Genomic DNA, 19205 nt, shown 5'->3' with positions numbered 1-19205 from the left:
GTGGGACCGGCTCCGGGGCAGATCGGACGGGCGGGATCAGCCGCCGCAGGTGCCGGCCGGGTACGCCGAGGTGCGCACGGTGGTCACGTCCCTGCCGTCGACCGTCCCGGTGACCCGGACGGTCGCCGTACCCGCCGGGACGGCTGCGGTGCGGGTGGCGAACTGCTGGAACGCGTTGGCACCCGATGCCACGTTCGGGACCGACCGCTGGCCGTAGGCGCTCTCCAGCACCACGTCCACCGGCGCGTCGTGGTCGTTGCGGGCCTGCACCGCCAGGTACGCCTTTCCGCCGACGCACCGCGTCTGCGCGGTCACGGTCACCGGCAACGTGTCGTCACGCAGCACCCCGAGCCGGGCCAACTGGAAGCTGAGAGCCCGTTCCGGTGCGTCGATCTGGTTCTGGGTGCCGAACGTGCCGGCACGGGCCGCCGTGGCGGCGGTCAGGGTGGCACGCATGGCCGCCCAGGCGTCGGCCGGGTACGCCGACTCGTCGAGCGTCGCCGCGTACGCGATGGCGGCGTCCAACTCTCCGGTGTCCAGCGGCCGGTTCTGCGCGGTGAGCGTGTCGCTGAGCAGGTAGTGGTCGAAGTCGACGTGACCACCGGTCTGCTGGGTCGCGTAGTTGAACAGGCCGACCCGGTGCCCCATGAAGTGGGCCAGGCTGCCGTCCAGCGTCTGCGGACCCACGCGGTTGCCAAGCTGCGTCCAGGCCACCCCGTCCAGGCTGTAGTAGAACGTCGTCCAGAGCTGCCCGGTCGGCGAGGCGAAGTCGAGGTCCGCCTTGACGTGCACCTCGGTGGCGTCGCCGAGCGACACCGTCGTGCCGGGGAGGAAGTTCTCCACCGTCGCCTGGTCCAGGTCGACGGCGAACGGCTGTCCCCGGTTGACCACGCCGAGTGTGTTGACCCCGCCGGCACGCTTGACCGCCACGTACGAGAAGCCCCGGTTGTAGGCGGCCAGGCCCGCGACGTCACCGTCGGCCATCCGGGAGATGTCCATCCGGGTCTCGGCGGACTGCCGGGGTCCGAACGTCCGCTGCGACAGCGTGTTGCGGGCCTCCTCGAACCAGGCCAGCTCGGCGCGGTTGGAGAGCTTGGTGTAGACGTAGTTCCCGGTGACCACCTTGCCGGTGGTCAGCCGCAGCCAGCCCTCCCGGTCGGTCAGCGACCAGTAGCGGTTGTCCGGCGCGTGGTTCCACTCCCAGGCCATGTCCAGCCGCGATCCGTTGGGCTTGATCTCGGCCTCGGTCGGGTGCTCGGTGGTGAGCGGCTGCCCGACGATCGAGACGTCGTCGATCAGGTATTCCACGCTGGAGGACGGCGGCTGCGGGTTGGCCCACGGCGTCTCCACGGCGAACTTGAAGTTGTTCAGGTTCGCGGTGGCCGGCACGGTGTACTGGCCGGTGATGGTCGTCCACTGCCCGACCGGGACGCTCGCGAACGTCATCACCTGCACGCCCGAGCCCCAGTCTGCGGCCAGGTTGAACCGTACGCTGCTCGGGCCCGACGTGTACTTGACCTTCGCCGACACGGTGTAGGTCACGCCGTGCTGCATCTTGCCGTTGAGGAACTGGTTCGGGCCGGAGCCGTTGACCGTGCGGTTGCTGACCTTCAGCGCGGACGAGCCGGCGGCCGGGTCGCCGGTGTCCAGTGCCAGCGTCGCGCCGAACTGCGCGGCCCAGGGCGACACCGTCCCGGCCTCGAAACCGGCGTTCTCCAGCAACTGCACGCCGAGCAGCGACTCGTCGACCTCCGGCGCCGCCGGGATGGTCCACTCCTCGTCCATGTACGCCTTGTGCGGCGCGTCGTTGGCGAAGTCGTCCGAGACCACGATGGACTTCTGCCGCTCGAACCGCTCCTGCGCGGGACTGAGCGCGATCGGCTTGGCGAAGGGGCCCTCGACCGGCACCACGCCGTTGTTGCCGAAGGTCGGCCAGCCGTCCTCGGACCAGGTCGCGGGGATCAGCGCCGGGATGCGCCCGATCGGGAAGGTGTCCCGGAAGAACATGCCGTGCCAGTCGGTCCTGCCGCCCTCCCGGGCGATCGGCACGAGGCTGCCCTGCGCGAAGCCGTTGGAGTTGAGCACTCCGCGCGCCTCGTAGGTGTTCACCCCGCCCTCCGAGGTGTAGCGCCCGAGCAGCTCCGGCGAACGGAGCATGACGACCTGACGCCCCTGGCCGGAGGGCCAGGTGATGATGACCGCGTAGTAGTAGCCGTTGATGTAGTAGAACTGGGCGCCCTCGAAGAGGCCACCGATGAAGGGCTGGCCCGCGTAGTCGCTCGCGGTGAAGACGTTCGGGTAGTCCTGCACGATGGCGGTCAGCGCGGAGTTGAGCCGCACCGCGCTGATGTTCGCGTTGCCGTAGAAGATGTACGCCGTGCCGTCCCGGTCGAAGAAGAGCGACGGGTCGTGGAGGCCCCGACCGAGGGCCGTCCGCTGCCACGCGCCGTTCTCGATGTCGTCGGTGCGATAGATGTAGGCGCCGCCGAGGTTGTTCGTGTTGAAGGCGACATAGAACATGCCGTCGTGGTAGCGCAGCGACGACGCCCACTGACCCTGGCCGTACGAGTTCTGGCCGTTGCGCAGCGAGAACGAGTCGCCGATGCTCGCCCGGTCGAAGACGTAGTTGACGATCTCCCAGTTCACCAGGTCGTACGACTTCATGATCGGTGCGCCCGGGCTCAGGTGCATGGTGGTGCTGATCATGTAGTAGATGTCCCGGCCCTCGGCGTTCTCCGCGGCCGGTACCCGCTCGACGCCGATGTCCGGCACGTCGGCTCGGAACAACGGCACCGTGTAGGTGCCGTCGCCCCGGTCGGTCGAGGTGTACGACGACCGGGGCGACCAGGGCTCGGCGGCCTGTGCGGTGCCGCCGGTGGTGACCAGTCCGGCGCCGAGCAGCGCGGCGGTCGCGGTGAGGGCGGTGGCCCGTCGACGGGCGACTGAGGTGCTGAGCTGCCGGAACGGGGCGAGGACGGTGTCGATGTTCATCCGCCTGATGAGGGATCGGAGGCGGGGCGTGCGGGAGCCGACGAACACCTGCATACGAACTCCAGAAGCGAGGTGACGGGGCCCCTAGCTTGTTAGCGTTAACATGGATCGTCAAGAGTTTCCGCGATACTCGCCTGAAATGTCCGCGTAACACCGTCATCGATGCCTCCTGGGTGCGCTCCCACGAGTCGGGCCGCCCCAGAGTGTCGAGGGCGGGGCCGACCCCGCCCTCGACACTCCACACTCCACACTGTTTCTGACTAGACGAACCGCCAGAGATTGGCGTTGCCGCCGTTGTCGTCGGCGAGCACGATCTGCGCCCCCTGGGCGGACGAGGAACCGCTGACGCCGAGGACACGTCCGCCGTTGCCGGACTGGATCCGGAAGGCGCCGCCCGAGCCGTACCGCAGTCGCCAGCGGTTGGCCGCCGTGCCGTTGTCGGCCCACTGCACCACCCGCGTGCCGGTGCCGGTGCCGCTGTTCTCCAGGCCCAGCACCTTGCCGCTGTGCAAGTTGCGGAACCGCAGGTAGCCGTTGCTGTCCACGAGCGCGGTCCAGAGATGGTCGGCGGTGCCGGTGTCGCCCCACTGGATCACCAGGCCACCGTCGGCGGTGGACATGTTCTGCACGCCCAGCACCAGACCGCTGGCCAGGTTCTGGACCCGCCGCGCGCCGTTGGGCAGGAACCGCCACAGGTTGTCCGGCGTGCCGTTGTCCGGGTCCTGCACCACCCGCGCGCCCTGGGCGGTCGAACCGCCCAGGACGGCCAGCAGCTTGCCGGTGTGTCCGTTTCGGATCTTGTGGGACCCGTCGCCTGAGTCCACCACCGTCCACCGGTGGTCGGCCGTGCCGGTGTCGCCCCACTGCAGGACCTGGGCGTTGTCGGCGGTCGACATGTCCTGCACACCGAGCACCTTGCCGCTGTTGGCGTTGCGGAACCGCACCGTCGCGCCGTCGACCACGAGCTGCCAGTTGTGGTCGGCGGTGCCGGTGTCGCCCCACTGCAGGGCGGGAGCGCCGTCGGCGGTGGACATGTTCTCGACCCCGAGCACCAGTCCGCTGGCGGCGTTGACCAGCCGGAACGTCGCATCGCCGGTGCCGCCCGAGCCGCCGGTGCTCCAGTAGACGGTGTAGTTGTGGCCGTGCGCGTCATAGAACGGGATCAGGTTGACGGTGGACCCGTTGGCGGTCGCGGTGAAGGTGAGCGCGGTGCTGCTGGTCCGGGTCACCGAGCCGGCCACCAGGGCGGGCAGCGCCGACAGCGCGGTGTTGCCGTAGTTGCCGGAGAGCACCGCCGGGCCGTACCGCAGCGCCGAGACGGTCGGGTTGTCGTTGGTCGGCTCCAGAACCACCCGCATCGGCAGGCGTACGGTCACCGTGTCACCCGAGGTCCAGTTGCGGGTGAGGGCGGCGTACGTGCCGGGCGTGGTGGCGATGTTCTGTGCCGTGCCGTTGACGCTGACCGTGGCGCCCTGCGTCCACGCCGGGATGCGGATCCGCATCGTCCACGACCCGCCGACGCTGCCGGTCACGGTCAGCGCGGTGGTGTCGCCGGCCGGGAAGCTGGTGGACTGGGTGACCGTGATGCCGCGCTGCGACCAGTTCAACACCGACGGCATGAACAGGTTCACCGTCAGGGTGCTGCCGTTGTGGAAGTAGATCGCGTCCATCAGCGTGGTGTTGCTCTCCAGGCCGGTGCCCTGGCAGCACCAGAAGGAGTTGTAGTCGGTGCTCCAGGTGCCGCCGCCCCACGCCGGGCCGACCCCCCGGCGGCCACCCGGTTGCAGCGGCGTGAAGTAGGTGACGTGACCGTGGTTGTCGCCCGGGTTCTGCGCGCCGATCAGGTGGTTGAGCAGGGCCCGCTCGTAGAAGTCGAAGTACGCGACGCGGCTCGGGTCGAGCAGCCACAGCTCCCGGGTCAGCTTGAGCATGTTGTACGTGTTGCAGTGCTCGCAGGTGTCGTTGCGCAGGTACCCGGCGATGGCGTTCGGCGCGCGGAAGTGCTCGGCCTGGCTGTTGCCGCCGATCGCGTACGTGCGCGTGTTGACGGTGAGGTTCCAGGCGTTGTTGGCGATGTCGCGGTAGCGGGTGGTGCCGGTGGCCTTGAACTCGCGGGCCGCGCCGATCCACTTCGGGATCTGCGTGTTGGCGTGCAGCCCGTTGAGCTGGTCGGAGTTGGCGGCGAGGGGGTTGAACACGGCGGCGTGGTCGAAGCGCTGGGCGGCGGTCAACCAGCGCCCGTCACCGGTCTGCTGATACAGGTCGGTCAGCACCGCGTTCATGCCACCGAACTCGGTGCCCAGCATGGCCTGCATCTGGGTGGAGCTGAGCCGTCCGGTGCGCCAATCGACCCAGCCGGCGAGCGCCAGCAGCACGTCGCGGGCCTGGGTGTTGCCGATGTGCCGCCACACGTCGAGCAGCCCGGCCATGGTCTTGTGGATGGTGTAGTACGGCACGTTGCCGTTGCTGAGCGTGCGGTTCTCCACGGCGGTGAAGTCGGACTCGGGATAGCCGCAGAGGTATCCGGTGTTGAACCCGGCCGCCGCGTTGTTGGCCTGGCACTTGGCCAGCTCGGCCACCATCAGGTTGGCCTTGTCGCGGCATGTGGTGTCGCCCAGGACGGCCCACATTTGCGCCCAGGCGGTCAGGAAGTGCCCCTGGGAGTGGGTCCGGAACGGGAAGGTGGGCGCCTCCCAACCGCCGAGCGCCGCCGCGCCGCCGGTGGAGAGGCGGTGGTTGGCGCGGAAGTTGTAGAGCAGCCGGTTCACGTCCACGAAGCGCAGGTAGTTCAGCGTCCGGTTCTGGTTGTCCAGCCAGCGGCTGGCGGTCAGCCGCACCTGGCCCGCGTCGAAGGCGTACGCGGAGACGCCGATGTCGGGCCGGGCCGGTGGGATCGCCGCACCGGCGGCCTGGCCGCGCAGCACGGGGCCGATCGTGCCGGCGACGGCCGCCACTCCGGCGGCCTGGAGAAGGTGGCGACGATTGAGGGACGGTTGGGGCATCACGGCCTCCGGGTGCGGGGACGGGAGCGACTCGGGCGGACGGTGGCCGGGCCGGGGCGACGGCCCGGCCACCGTGGGTACGGCATTACGAGGTGACCCGGAAGGTGGCGTCCTGACGGTCGGCGACGCTGGAGGACGAACTGAGCGGGTCGATGCGCAGCACGTATCCGGCGTGGCGCAGGTAGTACGTGGGGAAGTTGTACGAGCGGAACGACGACCAGGCGCCGTCGGCCAGCCCGGCGGTGCGGTAGAACGTGGCGTCGGCGCGGAAGGTCGCGCTGTTGTCGTTGGGGTCGAGGCGGGCCACGTACCCGCTGTGCCGCAGGAAGCTGCCGGGCACGTTGATCGACTCGAAGGACACCCCGGCCGAGTCGGCGAGGCCGGGCACCATCCGCCACATCTGGTCGCGGTGCGGATCGAACGGGTACGGGTCGATGCGGATCGCCCGGTTGGAGTGCCGCACGAAGTAGTCGGGCAGGTTCCAGGACTTCAACCGGACCCAGTTCGGCAGGCCCCAACGGCTGACCGCGCCGTTGTACTCGGCCTCGGTGATGCCGACGATCGAGCCGTGCTTGGAGTTCAGCGGCGGCGTGTAGTCGCGCTGGTTGAGCACCGACCACGAGTTGGCGCCGATGTTGCTCGTGCCCCAGAGGTAGAAGTCGTTGTTGATCGGGCTGAACGAGTCGCCCCAGAGCCACCAGCCCGACCCGTCATTGCGCTTGAGCAGGTGGGCGCCCTCGATCGCGTTGCCCTGCCGCAGTCCGCTGGTGTAGGTGGTGAAGCTGTTCGGGGCGCCGGTGTTCGACCGGGCGCCGTACAGGTTCCCGTTGGACAGGTTCTTGTAGTACATGTACGTCACACCACCGTCGACGTGGATGTCGGCGTCGAGCACCGGGAAGCCGGGGCTGAAGTAGGTCTGCGGCGCGCTGACGGTGCGGAAGTCGCTGGTGTAGTTCACCAGGAACAGGTCCGTGGTGGTGTTGGCCGAGTAGACGATGGCGTACTGGCCGCGTCCGGCGTCCCAGAACACCGTCGGTGCCCAGGTGTGCACGTTGGCGTAGGTGTGCATCTGGATCCGTCGGTACCCGGTGAAGCTGGTCAGGTTGGTCGAGTCCCACACGTGCAGGTACTGGCTGTTGCGGCCGAAGTTGAGCCCGAACAGGTCGGTGGCGACGACCACGAAGGTGCCGTCCTGCTTGCGGAAGATGAACGGGTCGCGCAGTCCCAGGTCACCGGCGGTCGGGGTGACGACCGGGTTGTTCTGGTTGAGCGGTGACCAGTTCAGGCCGTCCCGGCTGACCGCGAGGTGCAGGCCGTAGTCGGCCGCCGACTGGTTCGGTGACTCGGTGAAGTACGTCTTCAGGTATGCGGTGTAGGTGGCTGCCGATGCGGCATGCGGATTGATCGCCAGGCCGGAGGCGGTGAGACCGGCGGTGGCGATCGCGCCCAGCGTGAATGCTCGTCGAGTCAGAGCCATCGTGCTGACCTTTCTCGGGGTGGGGACGGGGACGTGACTCCGGCACGTCAAGGACTGGGGGCGGCCCTTGAGCCCAGGCGGTGGCGTGCGTTCAGACCGCGTCGCCGCGGGAGGTCGAGGCGTCGAGACCTCGGCGCGCGCGGGAGTGGGCGGAGCCGTGGTGGGCCCTCGTCACACGGGCGGTGCATCGTGTGCTGCCTGCGGCGATGGGCGGCCCTCGCCCGTCTCCACGGGCCTGAGGTTTCGACTGTGTTATGCGCCGATGTCGATGTTATCGCTAACAATACGATGCGGTTAACGGGCGCGCAAGACTCGGATCGGCGGGCGTCGAAGCCTCGCATTCGTCCGCCGTCCGGGTCTGGTGCGACAGCCGCGCGAGGCGGCATCCTACCGGCGGTGCCGACCGGCCGCCTGGGCTGATTGCGTTCTTTGGGATCCTGATACCGGTTTGGCGGTGTTTGCGGCATATAGACCTCGTGGTGAAATCCGCTCAATACGCTCCTGGACGACGGAACCCATGCCAGATGTGTGAGGGCACGATGAGGGACGCCGACACCATCGTCCTGCCCCGGCTCGCGTCGCCGGAGGCCAGCGACGAGGACCCCTGGGGGGAGGGCCGGGACGGCGGCCCGGTCCGGCCGGTGACCGACACCCGCTGGTGGCGGGTTGCCGCATGGCTGCTGCCGGCGCTGCTGATGGGCGCGCTCGGCACCGTGCGGGCCGGCGCACCCGGCCTGCGCCTGGAAGAACTCGCCACCTGGGGCAGCGCCGCGTCGTCCTGGCGGGACACCTGGTCCCTGCTCCGCTCGGTCGACGTCACCGTGGTGCCGTACCACCTCCTGGTGCGGGGCTGGTCGGAGGTCTTCGGCACCTCCGACCTCGCGCTGCGCGGACCCTCGATCCTGGCCATGACCGGGGCGGCGGCGCTCGTCGGTGCGATGGCGTCCCGGCTGTTCACGCCGGGCACCGGCGTGCTGGCGGGCGTCGTCTTTGCCCTGCTGCCGACCTCGGCCCGGTACGCGCAGGAGGCCCAGCCGTACGCGTTGACCCTGCTCGCCGCGGTGCTCGCCTCCTGGATGCTCCAGTCGGCCGTCGACCGGCCAAGGTTCGGACGTCTCGCGCTCTACGCCGGTTCGGTGGTGGTGCTGGGTCTGTGCAACGTGATCGCGCTCCTGCTGCTCGTCGGTCACGGCTGGACGGTGTTCGCCTTCCGGCGTGCCGTGACCGGCCGATGGCTCGTCGCGGCGGGCGTCGGCGTGCTGCCCGCCGCCGGCCTGCTGTGGCACGCGATCGTGCAGGGCGGCCGGCTGCCGAGGTTGTCGAGCCCGAGCCTGGACGCGCTTGCCGCGACCCCCAGGGAACTGTTCGGTGTCACCGCGCTGGGGATGGTGCTGCTCGCGCTGGCGCTGTTCAGCCTGCCGATGCGCTATCCCGCCGCCATCTACACCACCTGGGCGGTGGTGCCGCCGCTCGGCTTGCTGATCGTCGCGCAGGTGGCACCGGTCTGGCTGCCGCAGTTCATGCTCTTCACGCTGCCCGCGTGGGCCACGCTCGGTGCGGCGGCCCTCGCCAGGGTGCGCCTGCGGTGGGCCGCGGGGGTGGTGGCGGCGATCGCCGTGATCGGCGCGCCGATCCAGGTCGCGGGGCGCGAGCCCGACGGACACGAGCAGGCCACCCGGCAGCTCGCGGAGATCATCGACGGACGACTGCAACCGGGCGACGGGGTGGTCTACGAGTCCGCCGACCCGGAGGGCGGTTGGGTCGGCCGGCACGTGGTGGCGCACTACCTGCCGGCCGACCGTCGGCCGCAGGACGTCCTCGCCGCCGGTCCACGACACCTCCGAGGCCGGCTTCCGGTCGCCGAATGTGCCGACGTGGCCGGATGCCTGACCGGTACCCGGCGACTGTGGGTGGTCCGACTCGGCGAGCGGACCGACCCGGTGCACGCCCTCGGCGGTGCCAAGGAACAACTGCTACGCACCCGGTATCAGGTGGCGCAGGTCTGGCGACCCACCGGCCTCACGTTGGCGCTGCTGGTGAGCGAGCGGGACCAACTGTAACTCTTCGTGTTCTTCGTGGCCGCCTCGGTGGCCGGAGCCTTGGGAGGCAACGTGGGCGTCGTCGTCGACACACGCCTGTCTCGAACCACACCGAAAGCGAGCCCCGGAGGTGGATCCCCGGAGGTCGCTCCGGACCGACCGCCACCCGCCCGACGTCCGGACCGTCGCCAGCTCAACATCCGGGCCCGGCTGGCCTACGCGAGATGCGGGGCGGTCGCCGGACCGCTGGTCACGCCCCGGGATCCGCAGGCGGCCGTCGAGTTCCGGCACGTACTCTCGCCCGCCGCGCGGTTGATGCTGACGCTGCTGGTGCTGCTCAACAGCGCGGCCGGCCTGCTGCTCGTCGGCTGGCTGCTGCTCCCCGGACATGTGCCGGGGTCCGACGTGACCGGGCTCGGCAGCTGGCAGACCACCGCTGCCCGGCTCGGCTTCTGCGTGGTGGTCGGCGTCGAGCTGATCCGCCTCGCGCAGAACATGGTCGTCTGGGTCTTCGCCTACCACGCCCGGGACCCGGTCCCGGTCGACCCGCCGGTCGGCCTGCGGGTCGCGCTGCTCACCACGATCGTGCCCAGCAAGGAGCCGCTCGACGTCGCCGAGCGGACCCTGCGTCGGATGCGGCAGATCGTGTACTGCGGACGGGTCGACGTCTGGATCCTCGACGAGGGCGACGACCCGGCGGTGAAGGAGATGGCGGCGCGACTCGGGGTACGCCACTTCAGCCGATCCGGACGGCCGGAGTACAACCAGCCCAGCGGAGAGTTCCGGGCCCGGACGAAGTCCGGCAACCACAACGCCTGGCGGGCCGAGCACGAGCACCGGTACGACGTGGTCGCCAGCGTCGACCCGGACCACGTCCCGATGACGAACTTCCTGGAACGTACGCTCGGCTACTTCCGCGACCCGGACGTGGCCTTCGTGGTGACGCCGCAGGTCTACGGCAACATGCACCAGAACCTGGTCGCCCACGGCGCTTCGGTGCAGCAGTACCTGTACAACGGGCTCATCGCCCGCGGCGGCAACGGGCTGGACGCGCCGCTGCTCACCGGCACCGGTCACCTGTACCGTCCGGCGGCCTGGCGCAGCGTCGGCGGCTACCAGGACTCGATCATCGAGGACCACCTGACCAGCATCCGGATCCACGCCGCGAGGAATCCGCAGACGGGGAACCAGTGGAAGGGCGTCTACACCCCGGACGTGGTCGCGATCGGGGAGGGTCCGACGTCCTGGGCCGACTACTTCAACCAGCAGAAGCGCTGGGCGGCCGGCATCTGCGAGATCCTGGTCCGTCCCGAGCTGCGCGCGCCGCGCGAACTGCGCTCCCGCCGGCGCTGGCAGTACCGGCTGCTCCAGTTCTACTACCCGAGCGTGGCGGTCAGCCTGTTGCTGGGCAACCTCGCGACGGCCATGTACCTGCTCACCGGGGTCAGCGCGGCCCGACTCGACGTCGCCGTGTGGTCGGTGCTCTGGGGCTCGACCATCGGCACCTGGTTTCTGCTCTGGCTCTGGCTGCGCCGATTCAACATCGCGCCGCACGAGCGGGAGGAGATCGGCCTGGTGGGCATGGCGCTGGCGCTCTTCGCGGGTCCGATCTACGTCGCCGCCGGCTTCGGTGCGCTGCTGCGCCGAAAGCTCGGCTTCGTGGTGACCGCGAAGGGCCGGTTGCGCACCACCGAGTCGCTGGGCACCTTTCGCCTGCACCTGTGCTGGGCGGCAGCCGCCGCCGGCCTGCTCGCCGCCAGTTTCGCGCTGGACAACGACTTCACGTTGCTCCGGGTGTGGCCGATCCTGACCATCCTGACCGGTCTGGGCCCGCCGCTGATCGCACTCGGGTCGAGCCTGACGGCCCGGACCGAGCCGGCCGTACCCGCTGAGTCCGGCACCGTGCAGGCGGAGCGCGCCCGGGGGAAGGCCCGGGTTGCGGTGGAACCGGGGACACCATGGTGAGGCTGACCGTGCCACGGGTGACGGTGGCGCTGCTGAGTGCGCTCCTGCTGGCCTACGCCTTCGCGATCGCGCCGATGAACGGTGCGGGGAAGCGACCCGACCCGTCCCGGGCCCTGGTCGCCGAGGCGACCGCCGCTCCGTCGCCCGCTGTGTCGCCACCGGCGGCGGTCTTCCCGCCGGCCGGGAAGACGTTCGTCGGTGTCGCGACCAAGGAGGGGCCGTACGACTTCACGCCGGTGGACGCCTTCACCGCGGCGGCGCGTCACCAGCCGCAGGTCATGCTCTTCGGCTCGGGTTGGGCGACCGACACCTTCGACCCGGCGCTCTTCGAGGGCATCAGCGACCGCGGCATGCTGCCGATGCTGGCGTGGGAACCGTGGGACTACCGGTTGGACGAGGAGGCCCGCGAGAAGGGGACCGAGCGCCACAAGATCGACAAGCTCCGCTCGAACCAGCCCGACTACCGGTTGTCCCACATCACCCGCGGCGACTTCGACCGGTACCTGCGGTCCTGGGCCGAGGGGATCAAGGCGCTCGGGCATCCGGTGGCGATCCGGTTCGCGCACGAGATGAACGGCAACTGGTACCCGTGGTGCGAGATGGCCAACGGCAACCAGCCGGGCGACTACGTCGAGGCCTGGCGCCACGTGCACGACCTCTTCGAGGCCGCCGGTGCCACGAACGTGATCTGGGTGTGGAGCCCGAACGCCAGGTGGAGCAACTCGACGCCGGACCTCGCCGACCTCTACCCGGGCGACGACTACGTCGACTGGGTGGGGCTGTCGGGCTACTACGGGATGGGCGCCTTCTCGAAGTACCGCACCTTCGACGCGATCTTCGCCGAGACCATCAAGGAGATCCGTACCTTCACCGGCAAGCCGTTGGTCATCACCGAGACCGCTGCCTCCGACATGGTGGGACGCAAGGCCGAGTGGATTACCGAGACGTTCCGGTCGCTGCCGCGTCACGCGGACATCATCGGGCTGATCTGGTTCGAGGTGAACAAGGAACGGGACTGGCGGATCGTCAGTTCCCCGGCGGTGACCAAGGCCTTCGCCGAGGGGGTGGCCGACCAACGCTACCGCTTCACCTGGTCGCCCGACCTGATCCCGCGCACCGAACTGGAGGACTAGCGCGCGGCTTGACCCTCCACCGGGTCGAGGCCGCACAGTGCCTCACCGGGACACCGGCCGGTACCGCGACCAGCGGTGCCGGCCTGGCGCGTCGGCGGTGGACGGGGAGGACTGTGGTGGTTGCGGCGATCGGTGTCCGGTCGGCGGTGCCCGGCGCGTACTGGGCGTGGCTCGGCGGGACCGCGTTGAGTCTGGTCGGCGTACAGGCCATGGCCTTCGCGATGACCTGGGTGGCGGCCGGGCACGGGGGCCGCTTCGCCGCGGTGGTGCTGACCGCGATCAACCTGCCCCGCGCGCTGTTGCTGCTGGTGGGTGGCGCGGTGGCCGACCGGGTCGGCGCCTGGCGCGTCATGGTCGTGTCGGACGCGGTGATGGTCGCGGTGACGCTGGCGCTGGCCGCCGCCGCGTGGTCCTCGACCGACCCACGGCTGCCGCTGCTGCTCGCCGCCGTGGCCATCGGGGTCGTGGACGCCTTCTATCTGCCCAGCACGGGCTCGATGCCCCGTCGTCTCGTGCCGCCGGACGCGCTGGCTCGCGCGATGTCGGCCCGCCAACTCGCCGGCCAACTCGCTCTGCTCGCCGGGCCGTCGCTGGGCGGTCTCCTGCTGGCCGGGGCCGGGTTGGCCGGCGCGGCCCTGACCAACGCCGTGACCTGCCTGGTGATGCTGTCGGTCCTGCTGGCCCTGCGGTCGCAGGCAGGTCGGTCGGCGCAGCCGCGAGCGGCGGACCTACGAGCCCGTGCGGACCCGGAGCCGCCCACGGACCCGGCGCCGTCGCTGTGGCGGGCCTGTCTGGACGGAGTACGGGTCGTCTCGTCGCGCGGTGCCCTGCGTCCCGCGTTGCTGCTCACCGGTGTCGCCGCCGGGTTCCTGCTGCCGGTCTCCTCGCTGCTCGTGCCGCTGCTGGCCCGGGAGCGGGTGTGGTCGCCGCAGGTCACCGGTGCCGTCGTCGCGGCGGTGGCGCTGGGTACGGCCACCGCCGCGGTGACGGTGCTGGCCCGTGGCGCGCTGCCCCGCGCCGGCCGGGCGGCCGCCACCGGACTGCTGGTGGCCGCCGCCGGAGTGGCCGCGCTGGCGGCGGGCGGCTCGCCGGAGTCGGCGGTGGCGGCCGGGGTGGCGGTCGGCGCGGGGTCCGGACTCTTCGGCACCCACATCGGCCCGCTGATCCTGGCCGCCGCCCCGGTCACGCACCTGGCCCGGGTGCAGTCCGTGCTGGTGCTCGTGCAGAGCCTTCCACTGCTGCTGACCACCAACCTGCTCGGCTCGCTCGCCGAGGCCGCGCGGGTCTCGACGGTGCTGCACGGCTGCGCCGGGGTGCTGGCGGTGGCCGGGCTGGTGGCACTGACCTCACCGTCCCTGCGGCGTTGACCGGCCACGTTCGGGGTTACCGGCCCGCGCCGGTGGAGACTGGATGATGGTTCGCGCCCGCACCGCCGAGGGGAGTCCCGCACGTGGCCACGCACGAGGTGTTCAACCAGGTTCCGCCGTTGGTCGGCCACGACGTCGCCGACGACCCGGCGCTGCTGGCCGGGCTGGCCCGCGAGGGCGCCGAGTGGGCAACGGCCGACCTGCGTGAACTCGGCCGATTGGCGGGCGGAGAGGCCGCCGCCGAACACGGCCGGCTGGCCAACGAACACCCGCCGACGCTGCGTACCCACGACCGCTACGGCCGTCGGGTCGACGAGGTGGAGTTCCACCCGTCCTGGCACGAGCTGATGCGGACCGCCGTCGGCCACGGGCTGCACGCCGCGCCCTGGGCCGACCCACGGGTCGGCGCACACGTCGCGCGGGCGGCGAAGTTCTACACCTGGCGACCGGACGCCGGTCACGGGTGCCCGATCTCGATGACCTATGCCGTGGTGCCGGCACTGCGGCACGCGCCGGAGCTGGCCGACCGCTACGAGCCGCTGCTCACCGCCCGGGTGTACGACTTCGGGCTGCGCGAGCCGCTGGGCAAGCGGGGACTGCTGGCGGGCATGTCGATGACGGAGAAGCAGGGCGGTTCCGACGTGCGCGCGAACACCACCGCCGCGCGCCCGCAGGCCGACGGCAGCTATCGGCTGGTCGGGCACAAGTGGTTCACCTCGGCGCCGATGAGCGACCTGTTCCTCACCCTGGCCCAGGCGCCGGATGGGCTGACCTGCTTCCTGGTGCCCCGGGTGCTGCCCGACGGCGAGGGCAACCCGATGCGGCTGATGCGCCTCAAGGACAAGCTCGGCAACCGGTCCAACGCCTCCGCCGAGGTCGAGTACGACGAGGCGGTCGCCTGGCGGGTCGGCGACGAGGGGCGGGGCGTCCGCACCATCATCGACATGGTCAACCTGACCCGGCTGGACTGCGTGATCGGCGCGGCGGCCGGGATGCGGCAGGGCGTGATCACCGCCGCGCACCATGCCGCGCACCGGCAGGTCTTCGGCCGGTACCTGGCCGACCAGCCGCTGATGCGTAACGTCCTGGCCGACCTCGCGGTGGAGTCCGAGGCGGCGACCGTGCTGATGATGCGCCTCGCCGGGGCGACGGACCGCTCGGTGCGGGGTGACGCGGTGGAGACCGCATTCAAGCGGATCGCCCTGGCCGTCGGCAAGTACTGGGTCTGCAAGCGGTGGCCGGGGCACGCCGCCGAGGCGCTGGAGTGCCTGGGCGGCAACGGGTACGTCGAGGAGTCCGGGATGCCCCGGCTGTTCCGCGAGTCGCCGCTGAACTCGATCTGGGAGGGGTCCGGCAATGTCGCCGCGCTGGACGTGCTGCGGGCGCTGGCTGGGCAGCCCGAGGTGCGGGCGGCGTTCGAGGCCGAGGTGGGCATGGCCGCCGGTGTGGACTCCCGACTCGACGCCGCGGTGCACCAGCTCCAGGTCGCTTTGGACGACCCGGTGGACCTGGAGGTGCGGGCCCGTCGGGTGGTCGAGCAGTTGGCCCTGGTGTTGCAGGGCGCGCTGCTGGTGCGCCACGGTCATCCGGCCGTCGCCGACGCCTTCTGCGCCTCCCGCCTCGGCGTCGACCGGGGGCACGCGTACGGCACCCTGCCGGCCGGCGTCGACTTCGCCGCGATCATCGACCGGGCCACCCCCGAGGTGGCCTGACCGCTGGCTTGCCACCGGATCGGTCCGGCGCGTCGTTGAGTCCACGTCGGAGCGTGTGGGATTCTGATGCGTCGATGCCGGTCGCGTGAGCGCGCTGACCGTCGCCTCAGGGGCACCCGGAGCCGCCACGGCCTCCCGGGAGGCGGCGGACGAGCTGTTGTCGTGGCGTCCGCCCGCGTCCGAGGCTGCCTGCCTCGGACGCCGGGCCGGGCGGGTCGCCGCCGTGAACACACGAAGGACGACCATGACCATCTCGAACAGGCACGGTGTTCGACCTCTGAACCCGCCGTTGCGACTCTCCCGGCGCGGCCGGGCGGCCCTGGCGGCGAGCCTGCTGCTCGCCACCGGCGCGCTGCTCGGTGTCGCGCCGCCCAGCGTCGGCGCGGCGACGGCACCGGTGGCGGTGACGGTGAACGCGCGGGCCGGGCTGGCCGCCGTGCCGGACACCGCCCTCGGCGTGAACCACGCCATCTGGGACTCGCAGTTGGGCACCACCGAAACCTCGGACCTGCTGCGCGCAGCCGGCGTGCAGATGATGCGGTACCCCGGCGGTTCGTACGCCGACATCTACCACTGGCGCGACCACACCGCACCGGGCGGGTACGTCGCGCCGAACACCGACTTCGACACCTTCATGGCCGGGGTACGCCGGGCCGGCGCCCAGCCGATGATCATTGCGAACTACGGCACCGGCACACCGCAGGAGGCGGCCGACTGGGTGCGCTACGCCAACGTGACCAAGGGGTACGGCGCCCGCTACTGGGCGGTCGGCAACGAGAACTACGGCAACGGTCACTACGGCTCTGCCTGGGAGGCCGACGAGCACCCGGACAAGAGCGCCACCTACTACGCGAACCTGGTGGTCGAGTACGCCGACGCGATGAAGGCCGTCGACCCGGACATCAAGGTCGGCGCGGTGCTGACCATGCCGGCGAACTGGCCCGACGGGCTGACCGCCGGCGCGGACCCGGGCCCCTGGAACCAGACCGTGCTGTCGATCGCCGGACCGAAGATCGACTTTGTCGACGTGCACTGGTACCCGGGCGGCAGCCCGGCCGAGTCGCTGCCCCGGACCAGCCACATCACCGACGCGGTGCACCTGCTCCGGCAGCAGATCAGCCGGTACGCCGGACCGGACGCGGACCGCATCGGCATCAGTCTCACCGAGGTGAACGTGACCGCCGAGGGGATGACCAGCCAACCGGCCGCCTTGTTCCTGGCCGACGCCTACAGCGGGTTGCTGGCCAACGGGGTCTTCACCGTGCAGTGGTGGAACGTCCGCAACGGCATCGGCAAGGTGACGACCGTGGCGGGGCAGACCGACTACGGCGACTTCGGGATGCTCTCCAGCGGCACCTGCACCTCGGACGGGTCGGTCTGCGAGCCGCCGCTGAACACGCCGTTCGCGTCGTACCACGGGCTGACCATGATGAGCCGGTTCGCGCGCACCGGCGACCAGTTCGTCCGGGCCGGCACCAGTGACCCGCTGGTCGCCGCGCACGCGGTACGCCGGGCCAACGGGGAGGTCGCGGTGCTGCTGATCAACAAGGACCCGGACAACGCGCGGGAGGTCGACATCGACTACGCCGGGTTCGCCCCGTCGGCCGCCGCGCCCACGGTGCACACCCACACCAACGGCGCCACCGCCGTCGCCACCGCGCAGACCGGCAGCGCGACCAGCCGGATCCTGCCGCCGTACTCGCTGACCACGCTCGTGGTGCGTCCGGCCGCCGCGCCGGGCGGTCAGCCGGGCGCACCCGGCCGACCCACGGTCGACGGCGTCACCCACCGCAGCGCGACCATCTCCTGGCCGGCGGCCACCCGGGGCGCCGCCCCGATCGCCAAGTACGAGGTGTACCGGCAGCACGGTGCGGTCAGCGAACAGCTCGGGGAGACCTCGGGCACCAGTCTCACCGTGGACAACCTCGTCCCCGGCGCCCGGTACACGGTCAACGTGCTGACCCGCGACACCGCGGGCCGGGTCTCCTGGGCGTCCCCGCCGCTCACCTTCACCACCGGGAGCCCGGCGACCAGCAACTGCGCCGTCCGGTTCGCCAGCACCACGGACTGGGGCAACGGTTACGTGGCCGATGTCGAGGTGGCGAACACCGGGGCGGGCGCGGTCGACGGCTGGACGTTGACCTGGACCTGGCCGACGAGCTGGCAGCAGGTGAGCAGCGGCTGGAACGCCACCTGGGAACAGGTCGGCACCTCCGTCCGGGTGACCGGCACCGACGACAACCGCCGGATTCCGGCCGGGGGCACGGTCACCGCCGGGTTCGTCGGGGCGTACAGCGGCCCGAACGTGACGCCGACCGCCTTCCGGCTCAACGGCACGCTCTGCACGGTGCGGTGAACCGGGCCGGGGTCGCCGGTGGAGACCGTCCACCGGCGACCCCGGTGACTGGCGATTTTGCCGATGCGCTGCCGGCCGGACATCTCGAACACTGATCGCAGTCGATACCGCCCGGACCGAGGGAGTGCCCGACGTGCGATCATCCACCACCACCCGTTCCCGTTCCCGTTCCGCGACCCTGGTGGCCCGGCTGGCGACGGCCGCCGTGCTGGCCGCCACCGGTGGCCTCGTCGCCACCGCCGCGCCCGCCCAGGCCGCCAGCCCGTACGAGCGCGGCCCGGCACCGACCGACGCGATCCTGGAGGCGAGTCGCGGTCCATTCGCCACCTCCTCGACGAACGTCTCCTCGTTGAGCGTCAGTGGCTTCGGCGGCGGCGTCATCTACTACCCGACCAGCACCAGCGAGGGCACCTTCGGCGCGGTCGCCATCTCGCCCGGCTACACCGCCTCCTGGTCGAGCCTGAGCTGGCTCGGTCCCCGGATCGCCTCGCACGGGTTCGTGGTGATCGGCATCGACACCATCACCCGTCTGGACCAGCCGGCCAGCCGGGGGCGTCAGCTCCTGGCCGCGTTGGACTACCTGACCCAGCGCAGCTCGGTGCGCGGCCGGATCGACGCCGATCGGCTGGCGGTGGCCGGTCACTCGATGGGCGGCGGCGGCAGCCTGGAGGCCGCCGCGAGTCGACCGTCGTTGCAGGCCGCCGTGCCGCTGGCTCCGTGGAACCTGACCAAGAATTGGTCGAACCTGCGGGTGCCGACGCTGATCATCGGCGGGGAGAGCGACAGCACCGCTCCGGTCGCCACGCACTCCGAGCCGTTCTACACCAGCATCCCGGCCTCGGCGGAGAAGGCGTACCTGGAGCTGAACAACGCGGGGCACTTCTTCCCGAACACGGTGAACACGCCGACCGCCAAGCAGGCGGTGGCCTGGCTCAAGCGGTTCGTCGACGACGACACCCGGTACGAGCAGTTCCTCTGCCCGGGGCCGGGCGGCCTGGCCGTCGAGGAGTACCGCACCACCTGCCCGCACTGATCCGACGCGCGCCACCACGGATCGCAGGCCGCCGGTCCACCGACCGGCGGCCTCACCGTGCATGAGGAGTGCATGGAACGGCGATCGGTGGCGTGCCTGGTGACACCGCTCGGTGGCTTTCCCGGCACCG

General features: G+C 71.0%; 10 protein-coding genes. 7 read left to right on the top strand and 3 right to left on the bottom strand.

Annotated features, from left to right (window positions below):
* Nucleotides 1-36 precede the first annotated feature (36 nt).
* The 3 genes from ACZ31C_RS18290 to ACZ31C_RS18280 form a co-directional block, all read right to left on the bottom strand.
* Nucleotides 37-2991, bottom strand: a complete 2955-nt coding sequence (locus ACZ31C_RS18290) for a family 43 glycosylhydrolase (RefSeq protein WP_465796294.1) — start codon at nt 2989-2991, stop codon at nt 37-39.
* Nucleotides 2992-3251: 260 nt separating this feature from the next.
* Nucleotides 3252-5993 (bottom strand): beta-L-arabinofuranosidase domain-containing protein, encoded by a 2742-nt coding sequence (locus ACZ31C_RS18285; protein ID WP_465796293.1) that lies wholly within the window; start codon nt 5991-5993, stop codon nt 3252-3254.
* Between the two features lie 85 nt (nt 5994-6078).
* Nucleotides 6079-7470, bottom strand: a complete 1392-nt coding sequence (locus ACZ31C_RS18280) for a glycoside hydrolase family 43 protein (RefSeq protein ID WP_465796292.1) — start codon at nt 7468-7470, stop codon at nt 6079-6081.
* A 539-nt stretch (nt 7471-8009) separates the two neighbouring features.
* Here ACZ31C_RS18280 and ACZ31C_RS18275 point away from each other — a divergent pair.
* From ACZ31C_RS18275 to ACZ31C_RS18245, 7 genes are all read left to right on the top strand, one after another.
* On the top strand, nt 8010-9530 hold the full coding sequence (locus ACZ31C_RS18275; protein ID WP_465796291.1) for a glycosyltransferase family 39 protein: 1521 nt from the start codon (nt 8010-8012) through the stop codon (nt 9528-9530).
* Between the two features lie 51 nt (nt 9531-9581).
* Complete coding sequence (locus tag ACZ31C_RS18270) at nt 9582-11474, top strand: glycosyltransferase family 2 protein (RefSeq protein ID WP_465796290.1); 1893 nt, start codon at nt 9582-9584, stop codon at nt 11472-11474.
* The gene (locus ACZ31C_RS18265) at nt 11468-12607 is read left to right on the top strand and encodes a glycoside hydrolase family 26 protein (RefSeq protein ID WP_465796289.1); all 1140 of its coding nucleotides are present in this window, start codon (nt 11468-11470) and stop codon (nt 12605-12607) included. Before ACZ31C_RS18270 ends, ACZ31C_RS18265 begins: the two co-directional genes overlap by 7 nt.
* A gap of 116 nt (nt 12608-12723) precedes the next feature.
* Nucleotides 12724-13974 carry an MFS transporter gene (locus ACZ31C_RS18260; protein ID WP_465796288.1) on the top strand — a complete coding sequence of 417 codons (1251 nt, stop codon included), beginning with the start codon at nt 12724-12726 and terminating at the stop codon, nt 13972-13974.
* A gap of 83 nt (nt 13975-14057) precedes the next feature.
* Complete coding sequence (locus ACZ31C_RS18255) at nt 14058-15686, top strand: acyl-CoA dehydrogenase family protein (RefSeq protein WP_465796287.1); 1629 nt, start codon at nt 14058-14060, stop codon at nt 15684-15686.
* Nucleotides 15687-15930: 244 nt separating this feature from the next.
* Nucleotides 15931-18042, top strand: coding sequence for a cellulose binding domain-containing protein (locus tag ACZ31C_RS18250; protein ID WP_465796286.1), 2112 nt, complete (start codon nt 15931-15933; stop codon nt 18040-18042).
* 133 nt (nt 18043-18175) lie between these two features.
* A complete protein-coding gene (locus ACZ31C_RS18245) occupies nt 18176-19075 on the top strand; it encodes an alpha/beta hydrolase family protein (protein WP_465796285.1) in 900 nt (299 codons plus the stop codon).
* Nucleotides 19076-19205 lie beyond the last annotated feature (130 nt).

The organism is Micromonospora sp. NPDC023869 (assembly GCF_055559695.1).
This window is presented reverse-complemented; position numbering and strand designations above follow the sequence as displayed.